This window comes from Comamonas sp. Y33R10-2 (genome assembly GCF_019355935.1).
Taxonomy (GTDB): domain Bacteria; phylum Pseudomonadota; class Gammaproteobacteria; order Burkholderiales; family Burkholderiaceae_C; genus Comamonas.
Genome location: NZ_CP079925.1, coordinates 1,288,403 through 1,306,678 on the forward strand (window position 1 = coordinate 1,288,403; position 18,276 = coordinate 1,306,678).

Consider the following 18,276-nt stretch of genomic DNA (forward strand, 5'->3'; position numbering starts at 1 on the left):
ATCTCAAGAAACACTACAAGTATGGGTTGCCGTTATCAGGCGTCTAGGGTGGGTTGCTCTGGCACCGGCAAGTGAATCGTAAACAGCGTGCCCGGCCCGGGCTGTGCGGCAGTTGCCCGCAAGCTACCGTTATGGGCCTCAACTATTCGCTGCGCAAGGGCCAGTCCAAGGCCCATGCCCGTCACGGTGGATTCAGCTTCGCCCCGAGTGAAGGGCTCAAACAATTGTTCAAGCGGCACGTGCCCGGGCAAGCCTGGCCCTGCATCTTCCACACACAGCAGGCAATCCTTTCCATCGTTCTGGGCCTTCACGGTGATAGCCGTTCCGGCAGGTGTGTACTTGATAGCGTTATCTAGCAAATTGACCAGCACACGCTCCATTAGCATTGCATCGATGTGCAGCAAGGGAAGATCCGCCGGCAATTCGGTGCGCACCACATGGCTCGTTAAACGCTCCTGCATCTGGCGCAAAGCGCTGCCCACCAGCTCATCCACAGGCAACCATTCGCGTTTCAAATGCACCCCACCTTGCTGCAGGCGTGCCATGGCTAAAAGATTTTCAACCAGCTGCTGCATAGCTTGGGCTTGATTGCGAATTTGCATCAACATGTCCTGCGCAGCACCGGGTTGTGTATGAGGTAAGCCGGCCTGCGCTGCGCCCAAAATGCTGGTCAGCGGCGTTCGCAAATCGTGTGACACGGCCGACAGCAAGGTATTGCGCATGCGCTCGCCTTCCATCGCTACCTGAGTTTGTTGGGCGACTTCCACAAAGTGCACACGCTCTAGCGCCAGTGCAATTTGGCTGGCGCAGGCGTCGAGCAGGCGGCGCTCTTCGGGTACGCGCAGTCGCAGGGGAGCGCGCATGTGCAGTGTCAGTACGCCGCGGACCCTGACCGGCGCCATCAGTGGCACGTAAAGTGCATGTGCTGCGCTCAACGTGTCAGTGCCGTGGCCGGCCATCTGACCGTGCTCGATGCACCACAGCGCCACACTCGTATCAATGGCACCTTCGCTGCCACGGGCGATGTGCAGTTGCTCATCACTGTCTGGCAGCAGCAAGCCCGCTTGCGCATCAAATACGCCTGAAATGGTAGTCAGCGCAATTTGCTGGACCTGATTTTGCGTCAGTGCCCCTGACAAATCGCGCGCCAGCCGTGCCAAGGCCCCGGCGCGGCGTTCGCGCTCTGCCGCTACCCGGGCTTCATGGCGCAGTCGGGCCATCAATTGGCCACAGACCAAGGCCACACCCAGCATCAGGCAGAAGGTGAAGATGTACTGTGTGTCGTTCACACTAAAAGAGTTGCGCGGCGGCACGAAGTAGAAATCGAACAGCAGCACGGAAAGTAGCGCCGCCCAAGCCCCCGGCCCGCGTCCCCAGCGCAGAGACGATAGCACCACAACCAGCAAGAACAACATGACTACGTTGGCGGGGTCAAACACCTCCAGCAGCACTTCGGCCAATCCTGTCGCCGCAAAGCAGGCCAGCGTGACGCCAAAATAGCCACGCCAAGAAAACCCACGACTTGCACTGGCGGGCGCTGCAGAAGCGCTCTCACTTTTGGCGCTGTGAACAGACAGCACCAACACGTCTAGTCCCGGATTGAGTAACGCAATCTCTTCGGGCAAGCTAGGTCGTCTCCAAGGCATCCAGCGATTGAAGCGTTGCTGAACACGGGCCAGCACCAAATGGCTGGCATTGCGCTCGCGGGCATAGTCCACCAGTGCTTGCGCCACATTGGCGCCGGGAATGGTGGCGGTATCGGCTCCCAGTCGTGCCGCCAGCGCCAGCGTTTTGAGAACAGCTTCTTGGGCCAGGCGTGGACGGTGCTGTCTTTGGGGAGCGTCGACGTACACGACCACCCATTCGGCCTCCAGCCGCCGCGCCAGCCGGGCTACTTGACGCACCAGTGCATCATCACCGGCCCGCCCACCAATGCCTACCAGCAAACGCTCTCGGGTAGGCCATACCTCCCCAATCGAGCGCTCGCGCCGGTAGTCGCGCATGTCCTCGTCCACGCGGTCGGCTGTGCGTCGCAGTGCTAATTCGCGCAGCGCCAGCAGATTGCCTAAGCGGAAGAAATTTCGCGAGGCGCGCTCTGCTTGCTCTAGCGGGTAGACCTTGCCGGCCCGCAAACGTTTGAGCAATTCTTCTGGAGGAATGTCCACCACGATGACCTCATCGGCATCGTCAAAAATATGGTCAGGCACGGTCTCGTGCACCTGAATGCCCACAATGGAGCTGACCACATCGTTGAGGCTTTCTAAGTGCTGCACATTGAGCGTGGTCCACACGTCAATGCCCGCATCGAGCAGCTCCTGCACATCCTGCCAGCGCTTGGGGTGGCGTGAGCCGGCCACATTGCTGTGCGCCAGCTCGTCAAGGAGCAGCACATCCGGATGGCGCGCCAGTGCTGCGTCCAGATCAAACTCTGGCAGTTGCTTGCCTTGATAGGCCATGCTGCGCCGGGGCAGCAGCTCTAGCCCATGCAGTTGCAGCTCGGTCTCGGAGCGGCCATGCGTTTCTGCCAAGCCCACCAAGACCGAGCGCCCCGATTGGCGCTCGCGCTGTGCGGCTGCCAGCATGGCGTAGGTTTTGCCCACGCCCGCGTTGGAGCCAAAGTAAATGCGCAGCTTGCCCAACTGGGCCTGTTGATGCTCGGCTTGCAACTGGGCCACCAGCGCATCTGGATCGGGGCGCGGGGCTATCGGGACGGTGTGGCTTGGCATGGGTGTCTCAGCGTATCACTCTCGCGTGGTTCAACGCGGTCAAAAGGCGGCGCTCAGGCCAAAAACCCAGCCGCTGCGACCGAGGCTGCGCATGCGCCCTTGGCTATTCATGGCGCTGTAATAGTGGGCGTCGGCCGATGTGCCCAGCCATGCGGCAGAGGCCGTCCAGATGCCCCAGGTTTTGGCTAAAGACACGCGCCAATCGGCATAAGAGACATCGCTGTAATTGCGCACATGGGTATAGCCCGCATGCACACCCAGTGTGGCCCAGTCGCCCAGCGCCTGCTGGTAGTTCCAATCCAGATACTGGCTGCCACGGCTGCTGCCTGCAGGGGTTAAAGCGCTGGCAAAAGCAGAACCTGCCGTGCTGTCACGCAGACCGAAATAGGGGGTGAGTGCGATCGACCATTTAGCGCTGAAGCCACCGAGGGTGGCGCCTACGTAAGCCTCTGTGGTGTCAAAGCGCTCAGTGCCGCCTTGCGCAGTGCCAAGGCGCGCACCGGGGTAGCGGTAGTGCAGCAAGCCGGTGTCCAGTTGCCAGTCGGGCGCCACTTCGCCGCGCCAGCCGCCATAAATGTCGTGCTCCAAACTTTGGCCTTGCGGATAGCTGTTGGTGGAGACATTGGACAGCCACGTTCCCACATACAGGCCATGTGGTAAAGCCATCTCCACCCCGCCTTGCAGAGCCGCGCCGCGCCAAGTTTGAGAAATGCCGCGAAAGCGGTAATCGGTCATCAAAGCCAAGCTACCACTGAGCGGGCTTTTTGATACCTTCGGTGACGGCGTGGGCGTGGGCGCCAGTATTGGCGCTGCGGCTTGCTCTGACGTGTCTGCCTGAGCAACTGGGGTGAATTGCTCTGCAGAAAATACTTCTGCTACAGAAGAAGTAGCTACAGGTGAGCTTTGTGCCTGCGCCAGAGCCATATTGGGCATGAAAAAAGGTGTGGCCAGTGTGCAGCCTAGCAAGCTCAACTTGGAGGGGATGGAGCGTAAGAAAGCCGAAGAGGTGATCGAGGACGTGGCCGAGGTAGGCGTTGACGTTGACGTTGACGTAGAGATCGAGGACATAGTGAGATCAGTGACAAAGAAAAACGCTTTCCCGCCCCGCGCAGCCATTGCGCGCTGGGGTGACAAAACGAACAGGGAATAAGAAGCTCGGGAGTGCAGGTCTAGGGGCTACTGGGCAGCAGACCCACTGCACCAACGCGCAGCTAGGGATGAGACAAGGCGCCACACCACAGACAGTACGAAGGATGGTGAGTGAATACGTACAGATAAGGCATAGCGCTATGGCGAAAAACTAAAGCGCAAAGTCTCAGGTGAGGTACCTTTTAGGTGGCCGCTTTTCAGGCAGCCACCCATCCGGCTGGTGATCCGCCGAGCTAGACCAGACCGAATGCAGCGAGCAGCATGTCTATGAGCTTGATGCCCACAAACGGCACGATCAGCCCGCCTAGCCCATAGATCAGCAGGTTGCGCCGCAGCAGCACGGCGGCGCCCACGGCGCGGTACGGCACGCCGCGCAAAGCCAGCGGCACCAGCGCAATGATGATGATCGCGTTGAAGATAACGGCACTCAAAATGGCCGAGTCCGCACTGTGCAGCTGCATCACGTTCAGCGACGCCAGCTGCGGGTAGGTGCCCACAAAGGCGGCTGGAATGATGGCGAAGTATTTCGCCACATCATTGGCAATGCTGAAGGTGGTGAGCGCGCCACGCGTCATCAGCATTTGCTTGCCGGTTTCCACCACTTCAATGAGTTTGGTGGGGTTGCTGTCCAAGTCCACCATGTTGCCGGCTTCTTTGGCCGCTTGTGTGCCGCTGTTCATGGCCACGGCCACATCGGCCTGTGCCAGCGCAGGCGCATCGTTGGTGCCGTCGCCTGTCATGGCCACTAAACGGCCAGCGGCTTGGTGGCTGCGGATCAGTTGCAGCTTGTCCTCGGGCTTGGCCTCGGCCAGGTAGTCGTCCACACCGGCTTCGGCGGCAATGGCGGCGGCGGTCAGGGAGTTGTCGCCTGTGACCATCACCGTTTGGATGCCCATGCGGCGCAGCTCAGCAAAGCGCTCGCGCATACCGGGTTTGACGATATCTTTGAGCTCAATCACACCCAAGACTTTGGCGCCGTCGGCCACCACCAGCGGGGTGCTGCCTTTGCGGGCCACGCCGTCGACGGCCTGCTGCACGGCAGCAGGTAAGCTGCCACCGAGCGACTGCACATGCTGGCGCACCGCATCGGCAGCGCCCTTGCGCAGGCTGCGTGGGCCTTGGGGCGTGGCAAAGTTCACGCCGCTCATGCGTGTTTGTGCGGTAAAGGCTATGAACTCGGCTTGCAAATTCGTTGTCATGTCGGCCGCTTTGCGCTCAGGTAGGCCATGCTTTTCTTGGGCCAGTGTCACCACACTTCGGCCTTCGGGTGTCTCATCGGCCAGCGATGAAAGCTGCGCGGCCTCGGCCAGTTGCGCGATGGTCGCGCCGGGGGCAGGGATTAACTCGCTGGCTTGCCGGTTGCCCAGCGTGATGGTGCCGGTTTTGTCCAGCAACAGCACATCCACATCGCCTGCAGCTTCCACTGCGCGGCCTGAGGTGGCGATCACATTGGCCTGCATCATGCGGCTCATGCCCGCCACGCCAATGGCCGACAGCAAGCCGCCAATGGTGGTGGGAATCAAGCACACCAGCAAAGCCACTAGCACCGCAATGCTCACAACCGAGCCGCTGCCTGCCTGTGCCACGGCAAAGGCAGAGAACGGCCACAGCGTGACGATGACCAGCAGGAACACCAAGGTCAGGCCCACCAGCAAAATGGTCAGCGCCAATTCATTAGGGGTTTTTTGGCGCTTGGCCGATTCGACCATCGAGATCATGCGATCCAAAAATGACTCGCCGGGGTTGACGGTGATCTCCATCACCAGCCAGTCCGACAGCACGCGGGTGCCTCCGGTAACCGACGAAAAATCGCCGCCCGCTTCGCGGATCACCGGGGCCGACTCGCCCGTGATGGCGCTTTCATCGACCGAGGCCACGCCTTCGATGACCGTGCCATCGAGCGCGATCACATCGCCGGCCTCCACCAGCAGCGTGGCACCCTTACGCAATTCGCTGGCACGCACCGGAATCCATGAGCTGCCATAACGAGGCTGTTGCAGCACCTTGGCCACCGTGTCGCGCTTCATGCCGCGCAGGCTGGCCGCTTGGGCGCGGCTGCGGCCCTCAGCCAGTGCTTCGGCAAAGTTGGCAAACAGCACCGTAAACCACAGCCACAGCGCCAAAGCCAGCGTAAAACCGGCTTTGGAGCCTTCGCTGGTCATGCTTTGCAACCACAGCAAGGTGGTCAAAATAGCGCCCAGATACACCACAAACATCACCGGGTTGGCCCACTGCGTGCGCGGCGAGAGCTTGCCTACGGCACCCCACAAGGCGGTGCGCATGAGTTGCGCATCCCACAGACTAGTGCCTGCTGTCATTGTTTTGAGACTCATTGCTTACTCCTTGGCTGCAGCGGTAGGTGCTTTGAAAGCATCGAGCGCCAGATTGAGTTGCAGCACATTCACACGGGGCTCACCCAGCAAAAGCGCGGTGCGCTGCACGGTGGCTTGGTCTAGCAGCGGTTGCACAAGCTCAGGGCTCAGGCCGCGCGCTTGGGCCACACGCGGCAGTTGCAGCGCGGCGTTGGCCACCGAGATATGGGGGTCAAGCCCAGAGGCGGAGGCTGTGACGGCATCGACTGGCACGCTGGCATCAGCGGGCAAGCCATTGACGGCGCGGTACTGCGCCACGCGCTCAGTCACTGTGGCGGCCAAGGCTTCATGGGTTGCGCCTTGGTTGCTGGCGCCGGATGCACCGCCGTTGTAGGGCGTACTAACGCTGGCGCCTTCCTTGTCTGGGTCAGGCCCCATGGTGGCGCTGGGTCGGCTGTGAAAGTAGGTCGCGCCATCAAACTGCTGACCAATGAGTGCCGAGCCCACAATGCGGCCGTTTTGCTCAATCAGGCTGCCGTTGGCCGCATGCGTAAAAAGGGCTTGCGCCAAGCCGGTGGTGAGCAGTGGGTAGGCAATGCCGGTGACCAGCATGACCAGTACGGCGGCACGCACGCTGCTGCCCAAAAGCCGGCCCCAAGAGCGGGGAGTGCAGGTCACATCAGGCACCACGGCAAGGGGGGTGGGTATTGAGATAGAGGAGGATGAAGACAAAGAGGAGGGAGAGGTTTTCATAGATTGCTCCGTGACGCGGGGCGCGCTGGCCCCGCTTCTTTGGCAAAAATGGGTGTGATCTGAATGGGGAGAATGTCGTGGGCGTGTCTGCTGCGCAGGCTTAGGCGTACAGCTGTCCCATAAGCATTTGCAGATGCTCAATCACTGGGCCTAGCGCTAAAGCGGGCAAAAAGGTCAAGCCGCCCACCACCAGCACGACAAACACCAACAGGCCCATGAACAGCGGCGTGGCCGTGGGGAATGTGCCGGGGCCAGCAGGCACGGTGGCTTTGGCAGCCATGCCACCGGCCAGTGCCAGCAAAGGCAGCATTGTCAAAAAGCGCCCGGCGATCATGGCCAAGCCAATCGTGGTGTTAAAGAAGGGCGTGTTGGCATTCAGACCTGCAAACGCCGAGCCGTTGTTGGCCGTGGCCGAGGCGTAGGCATACAGAATTTCTGAGAAGCCGTGCGGGCCTCGGTTGTTGAGGCTGGCGGCGGCGTCGGGCCACAAAGAGGCCAGCGCGGTGAAGCCCAAAATGGAGATGGGATGGGCCAACACCGAGAGCATGACGAGCTTCATCTCACGCACCTCGATCTTCTTGCCCAAAAACTCCGGCGTGCGGCCAATCATCATCCCGGCCAGAAACACCGTCAGGATGGCGTACTGAATTAGGTTGATCAGGCCAACCCCATCACCACCAAACACGCAGTTGAGCATCATCAGCGCCATGGGCGTGATGCCCCCCAGCGGCGTGAGCGAGTCGTGCATGGCATTAACCGAACCTGTAGTGGCCGCCGTGGTGGTGGTCACAAACAATGCGGTATCAGCAATGCCAAAGCGCAACTCTTTGCCTTCCATGTTGCCGCCCGGCTGGGTTTGACTCCATTGCTGGTCTGCGCCGGTGCGCTCAAGCAAGGCACTGCCGCCTTGCTCGGCAACGAACACCAGGCTCAAAAAGCCAACAAACATCACCATGCAAGCGCCAAACAGCACCCAGCCTTGGCGGCGGCGCAGCAGCATGGAGCCAAAGGCATAGGTCATGCCCGCAGGAATCAATAGCATCGACAGGATGTGCAGCACATTGGTCAGCGGTGTGGGGTTCTCAAACGGGTGGGCCGCATTCATGCTGAAAAAGCCGCCGCCGTTGGTGCCTAAATGCTTGATGCTTTCAAAGCTGGCCACGGGGCCCATCATCAGTTGCTGCTGGGCGCCTTCCAGTGTGGTGGCAATGGCCTCGGTGCTCAGAGTTTGCGGAATGCCTTGCCATACATACACCAGTGCCATCACCAAAGACAGCGGCAGCAGCACGCGCCACAGCACGCGCACAAAATCTACCCAGTAGTTGCCCACGTCTTGGCTACTAGAGCGCGCCAAGCCGCGCACAAAGCCGGCACCCACTGCCACACCGGTGGTGGCACCAGCAAACATCAAATAGGTGATGGCGGCCATTTGCGTGGCATTGCTCAGGCTGGATTCACCACCATACGACTGCCAGTTGGTGTTGGTGATGAACGACGCGGCGGTGTTGAACGCCAAATCTGGAGTTTGAGCGGCCAAATCCAATGGGTTAAGTGGCAGCCCGCATTGCATGCGCAAGATCAGATAGCCTAGCAGCATCATCACAGCGTTGGACAGCACCAGCGCTATGCCGTAATGCTGCCACCCCATGCGCTCTTGCGGGTTGATGCCAATGGCGCCATAAGTCATACGCTCAAGCCACGTATGGTGCTCGCTGGTAAAGCAGCGTGCCAGCCATTGCCCCATGGGCACGGTTAGCAGCGCGACGACCGTGAGGACTACGGCAAATTCCATCCAAGGTAACCACATACCAATTTCTCCGATGCATCTTTTGCGCTGGCAACTGAGATGGGGCGGACACTGCACCGTTGCCCACATCGGTCGACATACCAAGCAAAAGCCTCCCCGCTGCCAAAGCGCGCTGGGCCTGTGGGCCAGGCCTCTTGCGCGTCTTTAAAGTCAAGAGAGGTGTTTTTTAAATGCGCACCAAGGCGCGAACAAAGCCCAGCAGTCCGACAAAGCAGACCACGGTGAGGCTGACAAAAATCAAGTCTTGTAGTGCGTGCATGTCGCCTCCTTAAAACTTTTCAGGGCGCAGCAGCGCATAGCCCAAATACGCAAACAGCCCCAGCGCCGTGAGGGCGGCTAAGGCTTCAATCCAGAGGCTGGGTAACATTTTTATTTCTCCCTTAAGGCATCCAACGCCGTGTGCATCGCATTGATGACACGCTGTTGGCTTGTGAAGAAATATAAAAATGATGCCGTCAATACCGTGTATGGAATCAGGGGCTGCGTATCAAGATGGCATCAAGATGGCGCGCCTGTGGGCGCTCTTAATGCACCACCCTTGCCAAAATCACCTTGGTTTGCTCGGCCAGTGGCGCCTGATATTGCAGCGCTGCGACGGCGTGGTTCGGGATGTCGGAGGCGGGCTGCCCCCCAAGACGCAGGAGGGTGGGAGCAATAGTCACGGCGGCTTGCGCTTGTGCCTTGGTTGGGGCAGGTGCGTTCGCAGGCACTGTGATAGGCCACTGTGCGGGTAATGCCCCCAAGGAGAAGAAGGCGGGGCGGTCTAGCTGGCGGGCCCATGCGCTGTAAACATTTATCGCTGTCTCACGCAGCGCATCCATATGTTGGGGCAGCTCAGCCAAAATTTGTGCCTCGTGCTGCGCCGCAGGTCCGTGCGCATGGCGCAATTCTTCGTGGCCTTCATGGCACCACGCTTTCACGCTGTGCTCGGTTACTTCAAGGTGGCCTTGAAATGCCCAGTTTCGGCCGTAAAAAAAGCCTTTGTTCAGGCAAAACGCGCCAAACATGCTGCGCGTAGCCTTTTGCGGAATTTCAAAGGTGTCGTAATGCCAGTTGAACAGCGTAATCTCGCTGGGCACTTGCAGCAGTGTTTGCGCCGGCCGTGTCACCCACACCCGGCTCCATCCAATATTGGCGCAGGGGTTGCGCATCACACGCGCACCCATGGCGCGGGCCAGCATTTGTGCGCCAAAGCAGTGGCCTAGCACTGGCACATCATGGACCAAGGCATCTTGTAGCAGGCAGCGCTCTTGCTCAATCCAGCGCAGCTGCTCGTTGGCGCAGTGGTTACTGCCCAGCACGACAAGGCCTCGGTAATCTGCTGCGCGCACGGGGGTGTGGGCGTCAAGACAGGGGGTGATGACCTCAAAGGCGATGTTTTGTTGCTGCAAATACTCTCCCAACACGCCGGGGCCTTGGGTGTTTTCGTGCTGGAGAATGGCGATAGGTTTCATACATCAAAGGGCTTGGCCTGCAAGCCCGTAATTGCGATGTACGGAATCTATAAGTGCTGAAATTAAGCTCGTATAAAGATCGCAGTCAAAACATTAAGTGGATCTTAAGAATGTGGACTTTTATTGCGACGTCACCCACATCTGAGCACCAACTTCGGCTTTGCAGCGCTAGCTGCCGCTCAACTCTTCGACATGAATGACTGCTCTATGCCTAGGATCGGTCATTTCGCAAACTGAAAAGGTAGTTGTCCGAGATCTGAAACCTTCTAGGAAAGGCTGGTCGATTCAGAAGCGTTAATCAGCAATATCGTCAAAGATGCTTCTCGTGCCGCGCCTCTCATCTAAATGCTCCACGGCTCCCAGAGCCCTTGGCCCCACCTTCGGCTCCGGTGGCTCTGTCTCGGAGATCCATTCGTTCACGAGATCGATTTCCCTGTCAATGAGCTTTCCCAGTTGTTCGTCTTCGCCAAACCGCTTCTTGAGTGTGCCGAACGATTCGAGGATTCCCAGCATGTGCTCATCCGGCGAATCAGAAGATGAGTGGTTGCTCTGTGCACTGAGTCGGACATCCGCCAGCTTTGGGATCAAATCCGCTCTGACCATTTCCACCAGTTCGTCAAACTCGCTGTCCTGGAACACACTCCGTACACCAGCATCGTCTAGCGCATACAAATCTTGGCCCTCTACTGCATAAGTGCTCACCGCCTCAATGAACGCCTTGCGAACTTCCTCAGGAAGAAGACCAAATTCATGCAATCGCACGGCAAGATCGACCTCGGGAACGGCACTGAGGCTCAGGCCCGGCTTGGCCACGCGCTGCAAGACATCTGGCGATTGCTTAAGATAGGCTGCCAGAAAATCCTTTGAGCAGCGATTTGCGAGAAAGCGATAGAGTGTCCAACGAGCGCCCCACGAGGACATCCACTCAACCTTGTACTGATTGCTGGCCGAGAAATTCCTCAGACGCTCGATCATGGTCGGAAACAGCGACTTGGGAACAATGACGGCCTTCTCGATACCGACGTTCCCACATGTGATTTGAGACAGAAGATTCTCGATGGAGCTGCCGCTGAGAAAGACTCCAAGCAGATCCGGACTGAAAGCGAGGGTCGTCGCGTAGGCGTCGCCGATTGTCGGGTGCTTGAACCGCCATACCAGCTGGTCATCGATATGCATGTGCGTCACGAGACTGCCATTGAGTGCATCGAGCGCCTTAATACACTCCCCCAACGTGCTGCCCAGACGATCAATGGCATGAGGCTCTGAGCCTTGCAGCATGATGGGACTTTCAAGATAGTCCTTTCTCATGTAGATCAGGCCCAGCGCTGCCTTGCTGCTCGCGTCCAGCCCCTGGATCACTTCGAGCAGAAGCTGTTCCCTCTTTTCCACGAATGCACCCAAATGGTATTTGCTCAGGTAGAGATCGTTCGTGAACAAGGGGTCTGCGATGCGTCGTGCGGTCTCCGGAATGAAACGCGGATGCGCCGCCATGTACTCCAGGTGAGGATGGATGGTGGCGCGGAACTCGGCGGTCTGCTTGCCCAGCTTGAGGTGGTTGTAAAGAATCTGCTGCTTCTCTAAGTCGGACAGGTCATGCACATCGATCACAACCTGGCTCTCGCTGAGCAGAGGAAATGCGCTTTCCTTGAGATCCTGGCGGGCTCGGTTGTAGATGTAGTCTCTGGACGTCATGACGATCTTGGCTCCACGGCGCAGCATCGTTCTGACCTGCGCCAGAGAGTGGTTCCAGCCATGCACCAACGGTGATTCGTACTGAGTCACACCGAATGCGTCATCGATCCAGAAGAACTGCGAAAGTTCGTCGACATTCCAACGTTCCACGACTTTGGCCGGGTCGGCCAGTTTGAGAACCGACGACTTCCATTTGTCGGCGGCGGCCATCGCAAGCATCGAGGCGATCGTCGTCTTGCCTGCAGCAGGCTCACCGATCAGCAAGACGAACCCATGCTCGTCGAGTGCATTGACGGCTTTTCGGTAGGATTCCGTGACGACGACCTTGGCAAGATCGTCACGCAGCGATTCAAGGACGGCGCGAGCCTGGGCATAGGCACGCTCGTCCAAAATCTGACTCAGATCGCCCAAGCCGTACACGCGGGGCACGAGCATCCGCAGCCGAGTGTTCTCCCTGATCTGGTCCTCGATCCAGGTGGACCCGCATATCAGCACATCCCTCACGCCGACGCCACTCAGCGCAGCCTTGAGTTGTGCCTCCTGCTTCGCGGACACGCCAGCGTTCGTCATCAGAATGTAGACATCACAAAGTCCATCGGACACGAGCCTTCGGACTTTAGGAATTTCATCCGCGATGCCGGACTTCGTCAGCAGGCTTCCGGCCTTGCTGGAGAACTTGCATTGGATGACGAAGTTGCCGCTGAAGTGCTGTCCTGACGACGGGTTCCAGCTTCCCGCGAAGGCACCATCGCGCCCTGCATCGTTCGAATCCAGGAACGACTGCACCGTCTGTCCGAGAACTTCGCGGGCGATGGTGAGACAAAGCTGCTGGAAGCTGTTCCATCCCAGCCTGTGCAGGTCATACGTGTTCAAGCACCTTCCAGGAACTACTCAGCTGAAGACACTGGTGGCATTCGGCTTCGCCTTCTCCCAAGCCGAACGAGCTCTCTTGTAGTCCGACTTGATGGCATCGAAATGGGCCAACTCGCTCTTGATCAAATCAGTGGTGAGGGGCACCTCATGGAAGTCTTGCGAGTGGGAATGTGCGTCGATGTAGCGCGATAAAGCAGCCATTCGATCATGAATGCGCGCCGCGATCGCTTCGTCGAAGTACACCTTATTCAGTGTGAACGTGATGTTCTCACGCCAACGCCGCACCACGTTGTTGAACAGCGTCTTCTGGATGAAGTCCTCATAGGCAGTGCGCAGACTGCCACAGGCCTTTTCCATGGCGTCCCGCTGCGGGTCACCAGCCAAGGTCAGTGCCGTCTCGTAGTGCCCCTTGGCCCGTTCATGCGCAGCCCCTTCATAGTGTTCGTACGGAAAGGCCAGCCGATCGATCGCCCCAGGCGAATTGGCGTCATCGCGCCATACTGTGCGCCCAGCGAATGCCACCCCTTTCTCCTTAGCAGCCGCCGCGAGATAGTTTGTGAACATGATGTCGTGTGTGAAGACAACCACCTGCCTACGATTGGCTTCGGTCACCAGCCGCTGCGCGATCGACTCCTTGCGCACGTGATCCATCGACGTTACTGGATCGTCGAAGATCACCCCCGCACAAGCACCGTTGAGCTCCACCTCTGTTAGAAAGTCGGCCAGTGCCGCAGCCGTCTGCTCTCCCTCACTAAGCACTTGCGAAGGATCAACTCCGGCCATCCCGGCATTGGCAATTTCGATCTTCCTGTCCGTAGTCCCAGCCTCGCCGGCAAACTTGAATTGCACCGGCAGTGTCAACCCAAGCGCGGTACAGTTCTCGGTGAATCGCGCGATGAAACCTTGTGCAACGAGTTCCTTGGCCAGAGCCTTCTGCTTGCTCGTGACATCGCGCTGGATGGTTGGCAGACTGCGAAGGCATGCATTCGCTTTCAGCACCCAGTTCTGGTCTTCGACCGCTTCTGCCACGGCAATGTAGTGGTCGGCCAGCCACTGTCGGTCCTTGAGTAGTTGCAGTTCCAGAAGCAGCGCATCAATTAATACCTGAGGATCGCTCTGCTGAAGCTTTCCGTTGTCTTGAGCGAGGCGATCTACCAGCGCGGACACCCGGTCCGAGACGGTGTCATATGCGAGCAGCGACAGCGCCGGATCCGTCTCCTTTGCCACCGCTTCGCTCAACACGCCAACAATGGAACGGAAGCCCTCAATATACCCGATGATCTCCGCCGCCAGGACCGCATCGAGTTCTTGCACGGTGCGCCGCGCGGCACTTTCCTCGCCAAAGAAAGACAGTCCTACCTTGCCTAGCGCAACGTTGTGCGATTTGAGGGTGCTCCTCGTGACGGCAAGCTGAGCCTCCACATCGCTAGTGGCCGTTTGGTAGAACTTAGTCAGGCGATCCGCGCTGTCGGCATCCAGGGTCTGTTGACACAACACGCAGCGGGCTCCATCCGTCTGGGACGGAAATGGAGCTCCTGGATAAGCTTCCTCGCCGTATGCAATCGCAGCGGCCAGCAAATCCAGCCACGCACGGGTTCCGACAGGTTGAACCGGCTCACCGCCGAAACGGGCGGCCGACAGCGCCGCGCCTTGTTCCACCAGCGCCGTTATCCGCGACGCCGTCGCAGCGATGCCTTGCACGAGCACCGGTTGGATCGCCTGCGTCAGGGCACCGATGGACGTATGAACAGCCTTCAGGTCGGCAATGCGCTGTTCGTTTCTCTTGACGATCTCTTTCGGGTCCGAGGTGCGCAATTCGACCAGTTGTTGTTCGATCGCCGAGAGCCGGGCAGCTTCGGCTTCACCATACACCGCAAGTTCTTGCAGCCGCGCCAGATCCGTCTTTGCAGTGAGGGCAGAGAGAGCTGTCGCGACTTCGGATGTGCTGTTTTGGATGGCATATTTGTCGGCGGCGTGGGTGCGCTGCGTGATCTGGTCACGGAGTTTGGTCTGCAGTCCGGTGAATGCCGCCACCATGCGCGGGAAGACATCAAACAGATACGGCATGACCTGGAAAGCGTTGCGGCCGTCCAGGTGCACGCGAACGCAAGTCGAGTCGAAGACAGCGAAGCCATCGCGCATTCGCTGGAAGGGTTCCTGATGAACGAAGTCCACGGTCGAACCATCGTCGAATGAGAACTTCGCAGTTGGCTTTGGCTGCTTGCTCTTCCCAAGCTTCACATCGCCCAGGATCCCGACATCCTTCGATCGCGTAAAGCACGCGGATTTCAGCACCCGTGCATAACCAGACTTGCCAGCCCCGTTGGGTCCGTAGATCACCGTGAGCTTGGGACCAAAGTTAAGCGTTTCACCTGCGGCCAGCGCGTTGACGCCTGAGACACCGGTCATCTTCGTCAGGGTACTGACCACGGCAGGAGCACCCGGTTTGAACTGAGGAAGCACCGGATTCCAAGCAACGCGGGCCGCATCGGGGCCAGCCAGGTTCTGGTCAATCAGATACTCCGAGAAAACCTCATCGAGCACGGCATCGGACAGTTCAATGTCCTCCACCAATTTGCTCAGCAAGAAATACTGCCAGGTGGGAAGTGTCGTGCCCCAAGCGGACAAGGAGTCAAAGATATTGAACGTCAGCTGTGTCATTGTGTTTTAACTCCTCAACTCGAGTGCGCGCAACCAGGCATGAACCTTTCCGAAGGCATCCCGCTGCCACTGCTCTGGAAGCGCAGCCCGGAGCACCTGCGTATCCTCCACGAAGCGACGCACGCATGTCGGACCGAGCCCACCCATGGAATCGAACTTGTCAGCAATGAACCCATAGCCGACCGCACCCCGCTGGCGTAGCCTAGCAAAGGGCGACAAGCTTCCGCGAGCGCCTCAGGATCAGTCGCGACGTCGCCTCTGCCCTGCTCTGAGCGAGGCGCCGGGTTCAGCTCCGCCGCCGCCTTGACGTCCGAGTCGGTTACGACGCCCAGTACCGCGGCCAGTTGCTCGCAACCCACTATCCCAAGATCAAGTCGACTCACAGCCTCTCCCATGTTTCAAGCCTGTTTACTCTTTTAAAGATACAAAATGATACACAAGTCCAGTATCCAATCACCTTTTCAGCCTGGTGCGGCGACACTGTGTAGTCCGCCATGGCGTTGCCCAGGCGAAGTGCATGACAAACGAGTGTGTGGCGCCTTAGCGCCGGGCGAACGTGTGTAGATAACCTGAGACCCCCAAGCGCGCGGCCCTGAAACAAGGCTCATCAGTATGCAGGAGGATTGCCACGACACTCAGGCACTGGGATTACAAGAGCTCACCGGCTCGCTCCGGCGTCGAGGGGCAGCTTTGTGTGCACAGCCGCCGTCTGAGCTCTTCAACTGAGCGTCAGCAACCAGCCTAAAGCTGCCATATATAAAGGTCTATGCATACCTGCTTCAAGCTTTAGTCCATGGCACACATGGCACACATGGCAGTCAAAAGATCTACTTCAAAGCAGGGTACTGTATTGCTTCGCCAGTCGCTGAGCAGATCTTCTACGCATGAGTTCCTCCCAGCTCGGAAGCGTGAGAGCAAAGTCCATTTTGTTCAGGTAGGGCAGGATTTCAGCAAAAGGCAATGCCGGCCCGTAGTCGGCTTCGTTGTAGTGTTCATCTTTGGTTTGCCGGGTGGAGTGACCCAACATACGAGAGATGAGGGCGCTAGGGATCATGGTGCGCTGCAATTCCTGGTTGAAGTTCGAACGCAGTGAGTGCGCAACCTTGCTGCGTGGGGTATGAATTTGCAGCTCTTTCAGTAGCTCAATGATGAAGCGAGCCGGTTTGCGCCCGAACATGCTTTTCTCATCCCATGGCAGGTTCGCAAAGAGATGAGTGGCCCTTCTGGGATTCCTCTGCTGGATTTGCTCCACAAACTGCAGGAACCCCAGCTCGATTAGTTGCGGGTGCAGAGGAACGACGCGTCTTGAGGACAGGGTCTTGAGACGCCGGTATTCCTCACTGGACTTGGCATGTGGTCTCGTTGAGCGGTCGCTCGCTTCATCTTGCGTGTCTTCAATGACCGAAATGCAAGGGATGCCATCAATGCATTGGATGTCATTGGTGTACAGCTGAGATGCTTCTGAGACCCGGACGCCTTGATGCAGGCACAGTAGGGGCACCCAGAATTTCCAGGGATTACGGTGGCTGTCTTGGGTGAGCGCTTCGTGGCTGAACAAGCGAGTCAGTTCGGTCTTGGAGAGCGCAACATAGCCCGCTTTGCCCCCTTTTTTGCGTAGCGCTTTACTTAATTGGGCAGAAGCCGTGCGCTGAATGAGGTGCATTGCATCCAGTACATCTGGCTGAATCCACTTAGCTTCTTTGGCGTAGCGAAAGAAGGGCAGAAGATGGCCTAACTTTTTTTCTACACTGCTGGCGCTGGGTAGGGGCTGCCTTTTACGCTGGCGCTGCTGTATGCGGTTCAGGGCTTCGACAACGGCGGTATTGCTGCCCTGATTGGGCGGCAATTGTTTTAGGCAATCGAGCAAGTTATGAATATGCCGATCAGTAATGTCGCTCATGCGAATATCCAGCAGATCGGCTTGGACGCTGCCGTCCTCCAGAATCCGATGGCGCCGCTCGGCACCCATGATCTCTCGCAAGATTCGAAACGAAGGGGCGTAAGAATGCTTCCATGTGTTGGCTGTGAACGTATGCGCACCATTGCCATGCCAGCGGTCGATGGCGTCAGATAGCCAGTGTGGAGTTTCTGTCCCGCATACAGATTGAGTGCTGTGCTCATGAGCGGAAGGATCACTGGAGGAAGAGCAGGGGGGAGTCTCAGCAGAAACCGGTTTTGTTAGAAACTCTTCGTTTGCGCCTTTGTCGAGAATCTGAGGGGTTTCAGAAGAAAGTGGCGCAGCAGGGCTAGGCGTGGGGGCAGGCTTCAGCGCAAAGCTTGGATCATTTGCGGCCAAGGCGCTTTGCAGTGCTTGAAGGCAGCGGGTGGCTTCTTGCAAAGTTTCCAGAGCAGGGCTGCCTGAAAAATGCAGCTGCACCGTGCCGTTGATCACGGTAAACGAATACTGCGGCTGCAGTGTTTGTGCTTGCTCTTGTCTCGATTGATCAGGCTGACCCATGCGCGTCTCCGAAATTCTGTGCCTGATCAGGAAGTCTAGACACATTTTTCGAGAAATCGCGAGCGCGTGGATTTTATGGCGCGTTTTGGTGGAACGGCGCAATTCCTTGGGGAGATCCGGGTAGGCGGCGCGAATGGCCTCAGGCACTTTAAAGCGCATGTACCAGAGGCCGGAGTGACTTCGGCTGAGGTGCGTGCCTCCAGCTCGCCAAGAATTGTCGATTTGATGAAGATGCTGCTCGTAGTCTGGCAAATGCTCGCCAACGGGCAAATCTGCGACAGCGGATGCATCGACATCTTCGATGGTGAACGGCTCAATTTTGAGAGCTGAACTCAAAAAAATAGAGGCAGAGGCGAGACTTCCTTCAGTAGGCATAGAGTGCTCCTGTTGG

The 18,276-nt window shown here is 58.3% G+C and carries 10 protein-coding genes and 2 pseudogenes; 1 reads left to right on the forward strand and 11 read right to left on the reverse strand.

The annotated features are described in order from the left end of the window. Positions 1–35: 35 nt before the first annotated feature. Positions 36–2,726: a sensor histidine kinase KdpD gene (locus tag KUF54_RS05855; RefSeq protein ID WP_219345716.1), complete on the reverse strand. Its 2,691-nt coding sequence runs from the start codon at positions 2,724–2,726 to the stop codon at positions 36–38. A gap of 39 nt (positions 2,727–2,765) precedes the next feature. Next, positions 2,766–3,659, reverse strand: coding sequence for a TorF family putative porin (locus KUF54_RS05860; RefSeq protein WP_255576326.1), 894 nt, complete (start codon positions 3,657–3,659; stop codon positions 2,766–2,768). Here KUF54_RS05860 and KUF54_RS05865 point away from each other — a divergent pair. After that, positions 3,658–3,876 (forward strand): hypothetical protein, encoded by a 219-nt coding sequence (locus KUF54_RS05865; protein ID WP_219345717.1) that lies wholly within the window; start codon positions 3,658–3,660, stop codon positions 3,874–3,876. The genes KUF54_RS05860 and KUF54_RS05865 overlap by 2 nt on opposite strands. Before the next feature lie 232 nt (positions 3,877–4,108). On the opposite strand, the gene kdpB is transcribed toward KUF54_RS05865, so the two are convergent. From kdpB to KUF54_RS05905, 9 genes and pseudogenes are all read right to left on the reverse strand, one after another. After that, positions 4,109–6,208 (reverse strand): potassium-transporting ATPase subunit KdpB, encoded by a 2,100-nt coding sequence (gene kdpB, locus KUF54_RS05870; RefSeq protein WP_219345718.1) that lies wholly within the window; start codon positions 6,206–6,208, stop codon positions 4,109–4,111. Positions 6,209–6,211: 3 nt separating this feature from the next. Next, positions 6,212–6,940, reverse strand: coding sequence for a potassium-transporting ATPase subunit KdpC (gene kdpC, locus KUF54_RS05875; RefSeq protein ID WP_219345719.1), 729 nt, complete (start codon positions 6,938–6,940; stop codon positions 6,212–6,214). A gap of 100 nt (positions 6,941–7,040) precedes the next feature. Continuing rightward, entirely contained in the window at positions 7,041–8,747 is a 1,707-nt protein-coding gene (gene kdpA / locus KUF54_RS05880) for a potassium-transporting ATPase subunit KdpA (RefSeq protein WP_219345720.1), read from the reverse strand. A gap of 268 nt (positions 8,748–9,015) precedes the next feature. Continuing rightward, on the reverse strand, positions 9,016–9,114 hold the full coding sequence (gene kdpF / locus KUF54_RS05885; RefSeq protein ID WP_219345721.1) for a K(+)-transporting ATPase subunit F: 99 nt from the start codon (positions 9,112–9,114) through the stop codon (positions 9,016–9,018). Positions 9,115–9,484: 370 nt separating this feature from the next. Further along, positions 9,485–10,201 (reverse strand): annotated as a pseudogene (locus KUF54_RS05890) (type 1 glutamine amidotransferase); the annotation flags it as partial. Between the two features lie 294 nt (positions 10,202–10,495). After that, positions 10,496–12,766, reverse strand: a complete 2,271-nt coding sequence (locus KUF54_RS05895; protein ID WP_219345723.1) for a hypothetical protein — start codon at positions 12,764–12,766, stop codon at positions 10,496–10,498. A gap of 18 nt (positions 12,767–12,784) precedes the next feature. Next, positions 12,785–15,427, reverse strand: a complete 2,643-nt coding sequence (locus KUF54_RS05900; RefSeq protein WP_219345724.1) for an AAA family ATPase — start codon at positions 15,425–15,427, stop codon at positions 12,785–12,787. Positions 15,428–15,433: 6 nt separating this feature from the next. Beyond that, positions 15,434–15,663, reverse strand: a pseudogene (locus KUF54_RS17375) (hypothetical protein); the annotation flags it as partial. 596 nt (positions 15,664–16,259) lie between these two features. Then, positions 16,260–18,260 (reverse strand): site-specific integrase, encoded by a 2,001-nt coding sequence (locus KUF54_RS05905; protein WP_219345725.1) that lies wholly within the window; start codon positions 18,258–18,260, stop codon positions 16,260–16,262. Positions 18,261–18,276: the final 16 nt, after the last annotated feature.

What these genes read in the sequence shown, in the direction of transcription:
- KUF54_RS05855 (WP_219345716.1), bottom strand. Translation starts at nt 2,726, where the DNA reads ATGCCAAGCCACACCGTCCCGATAGCCCCGCGCCCCGATCCAGATGCG.
- KUF54_RS05865 (WP_219345717.1), top strand. Translation starts at nt 3,658, where the DNA reads ATGAAAAAAGGTGTGGCCAGTGTGCAGCCTAGCAAGCTCAACTTGGAG.
- KUF54_RS05860 (WP_255576326.1), bottom strand. Translation starts at nt 3,659, where the DNA reads ATGCCCAATATGGCTCTGGCGCAGGCACAAAGCTCACCTGTAGCTACT.
- kdpB (WP_219345718.1), bottom strand. Translation starts at nt 6,208, where the DNA reads ATGAGTCTCAAAACAATGACAGCAGGCACTAGTCTGTGGGATGCGCAA.
- kdpC (WP_219345719.1), bottom strand. Translation starts at nt 6,940, where the DNA reads ATGAAAACCTCTCCCTCCTCTTTGTCTTCATCCTCCTCTATCTCAATA.
- kdpA (WP_219345720.1), bottom strand. Translation starts at nt 8,747, where the DNA reads ATGTGGTTACCTTGGATGGAATTTGCCGTAGTCCTCACGGTCGTCGCG.
- kdpF (WP_219345721.1), bottom strand. Translation starts at nt 9,114, where the DNA reads ATGTTACCCAGCCTCTGGATTGAAGCCTTAGCCGCCCTCACGGCGCTG.
- KUF54_RS05900 (WP_219345724.1), bottom strand. Translation starts at nt 15,427, where the DNA reads ATGACACAGCTGACGTTCAATATCTTTGACTCCTTGTCCGCTTGGGGC.
- KUF54_RS05905 (WP_219345725.1), bottom strand. Translation starts at nt 18,260, where the DNA reads ATGCCTACTGAAGGAAGTCTCGCCTCTGCCTCTATTTTTTTGAGTTCA.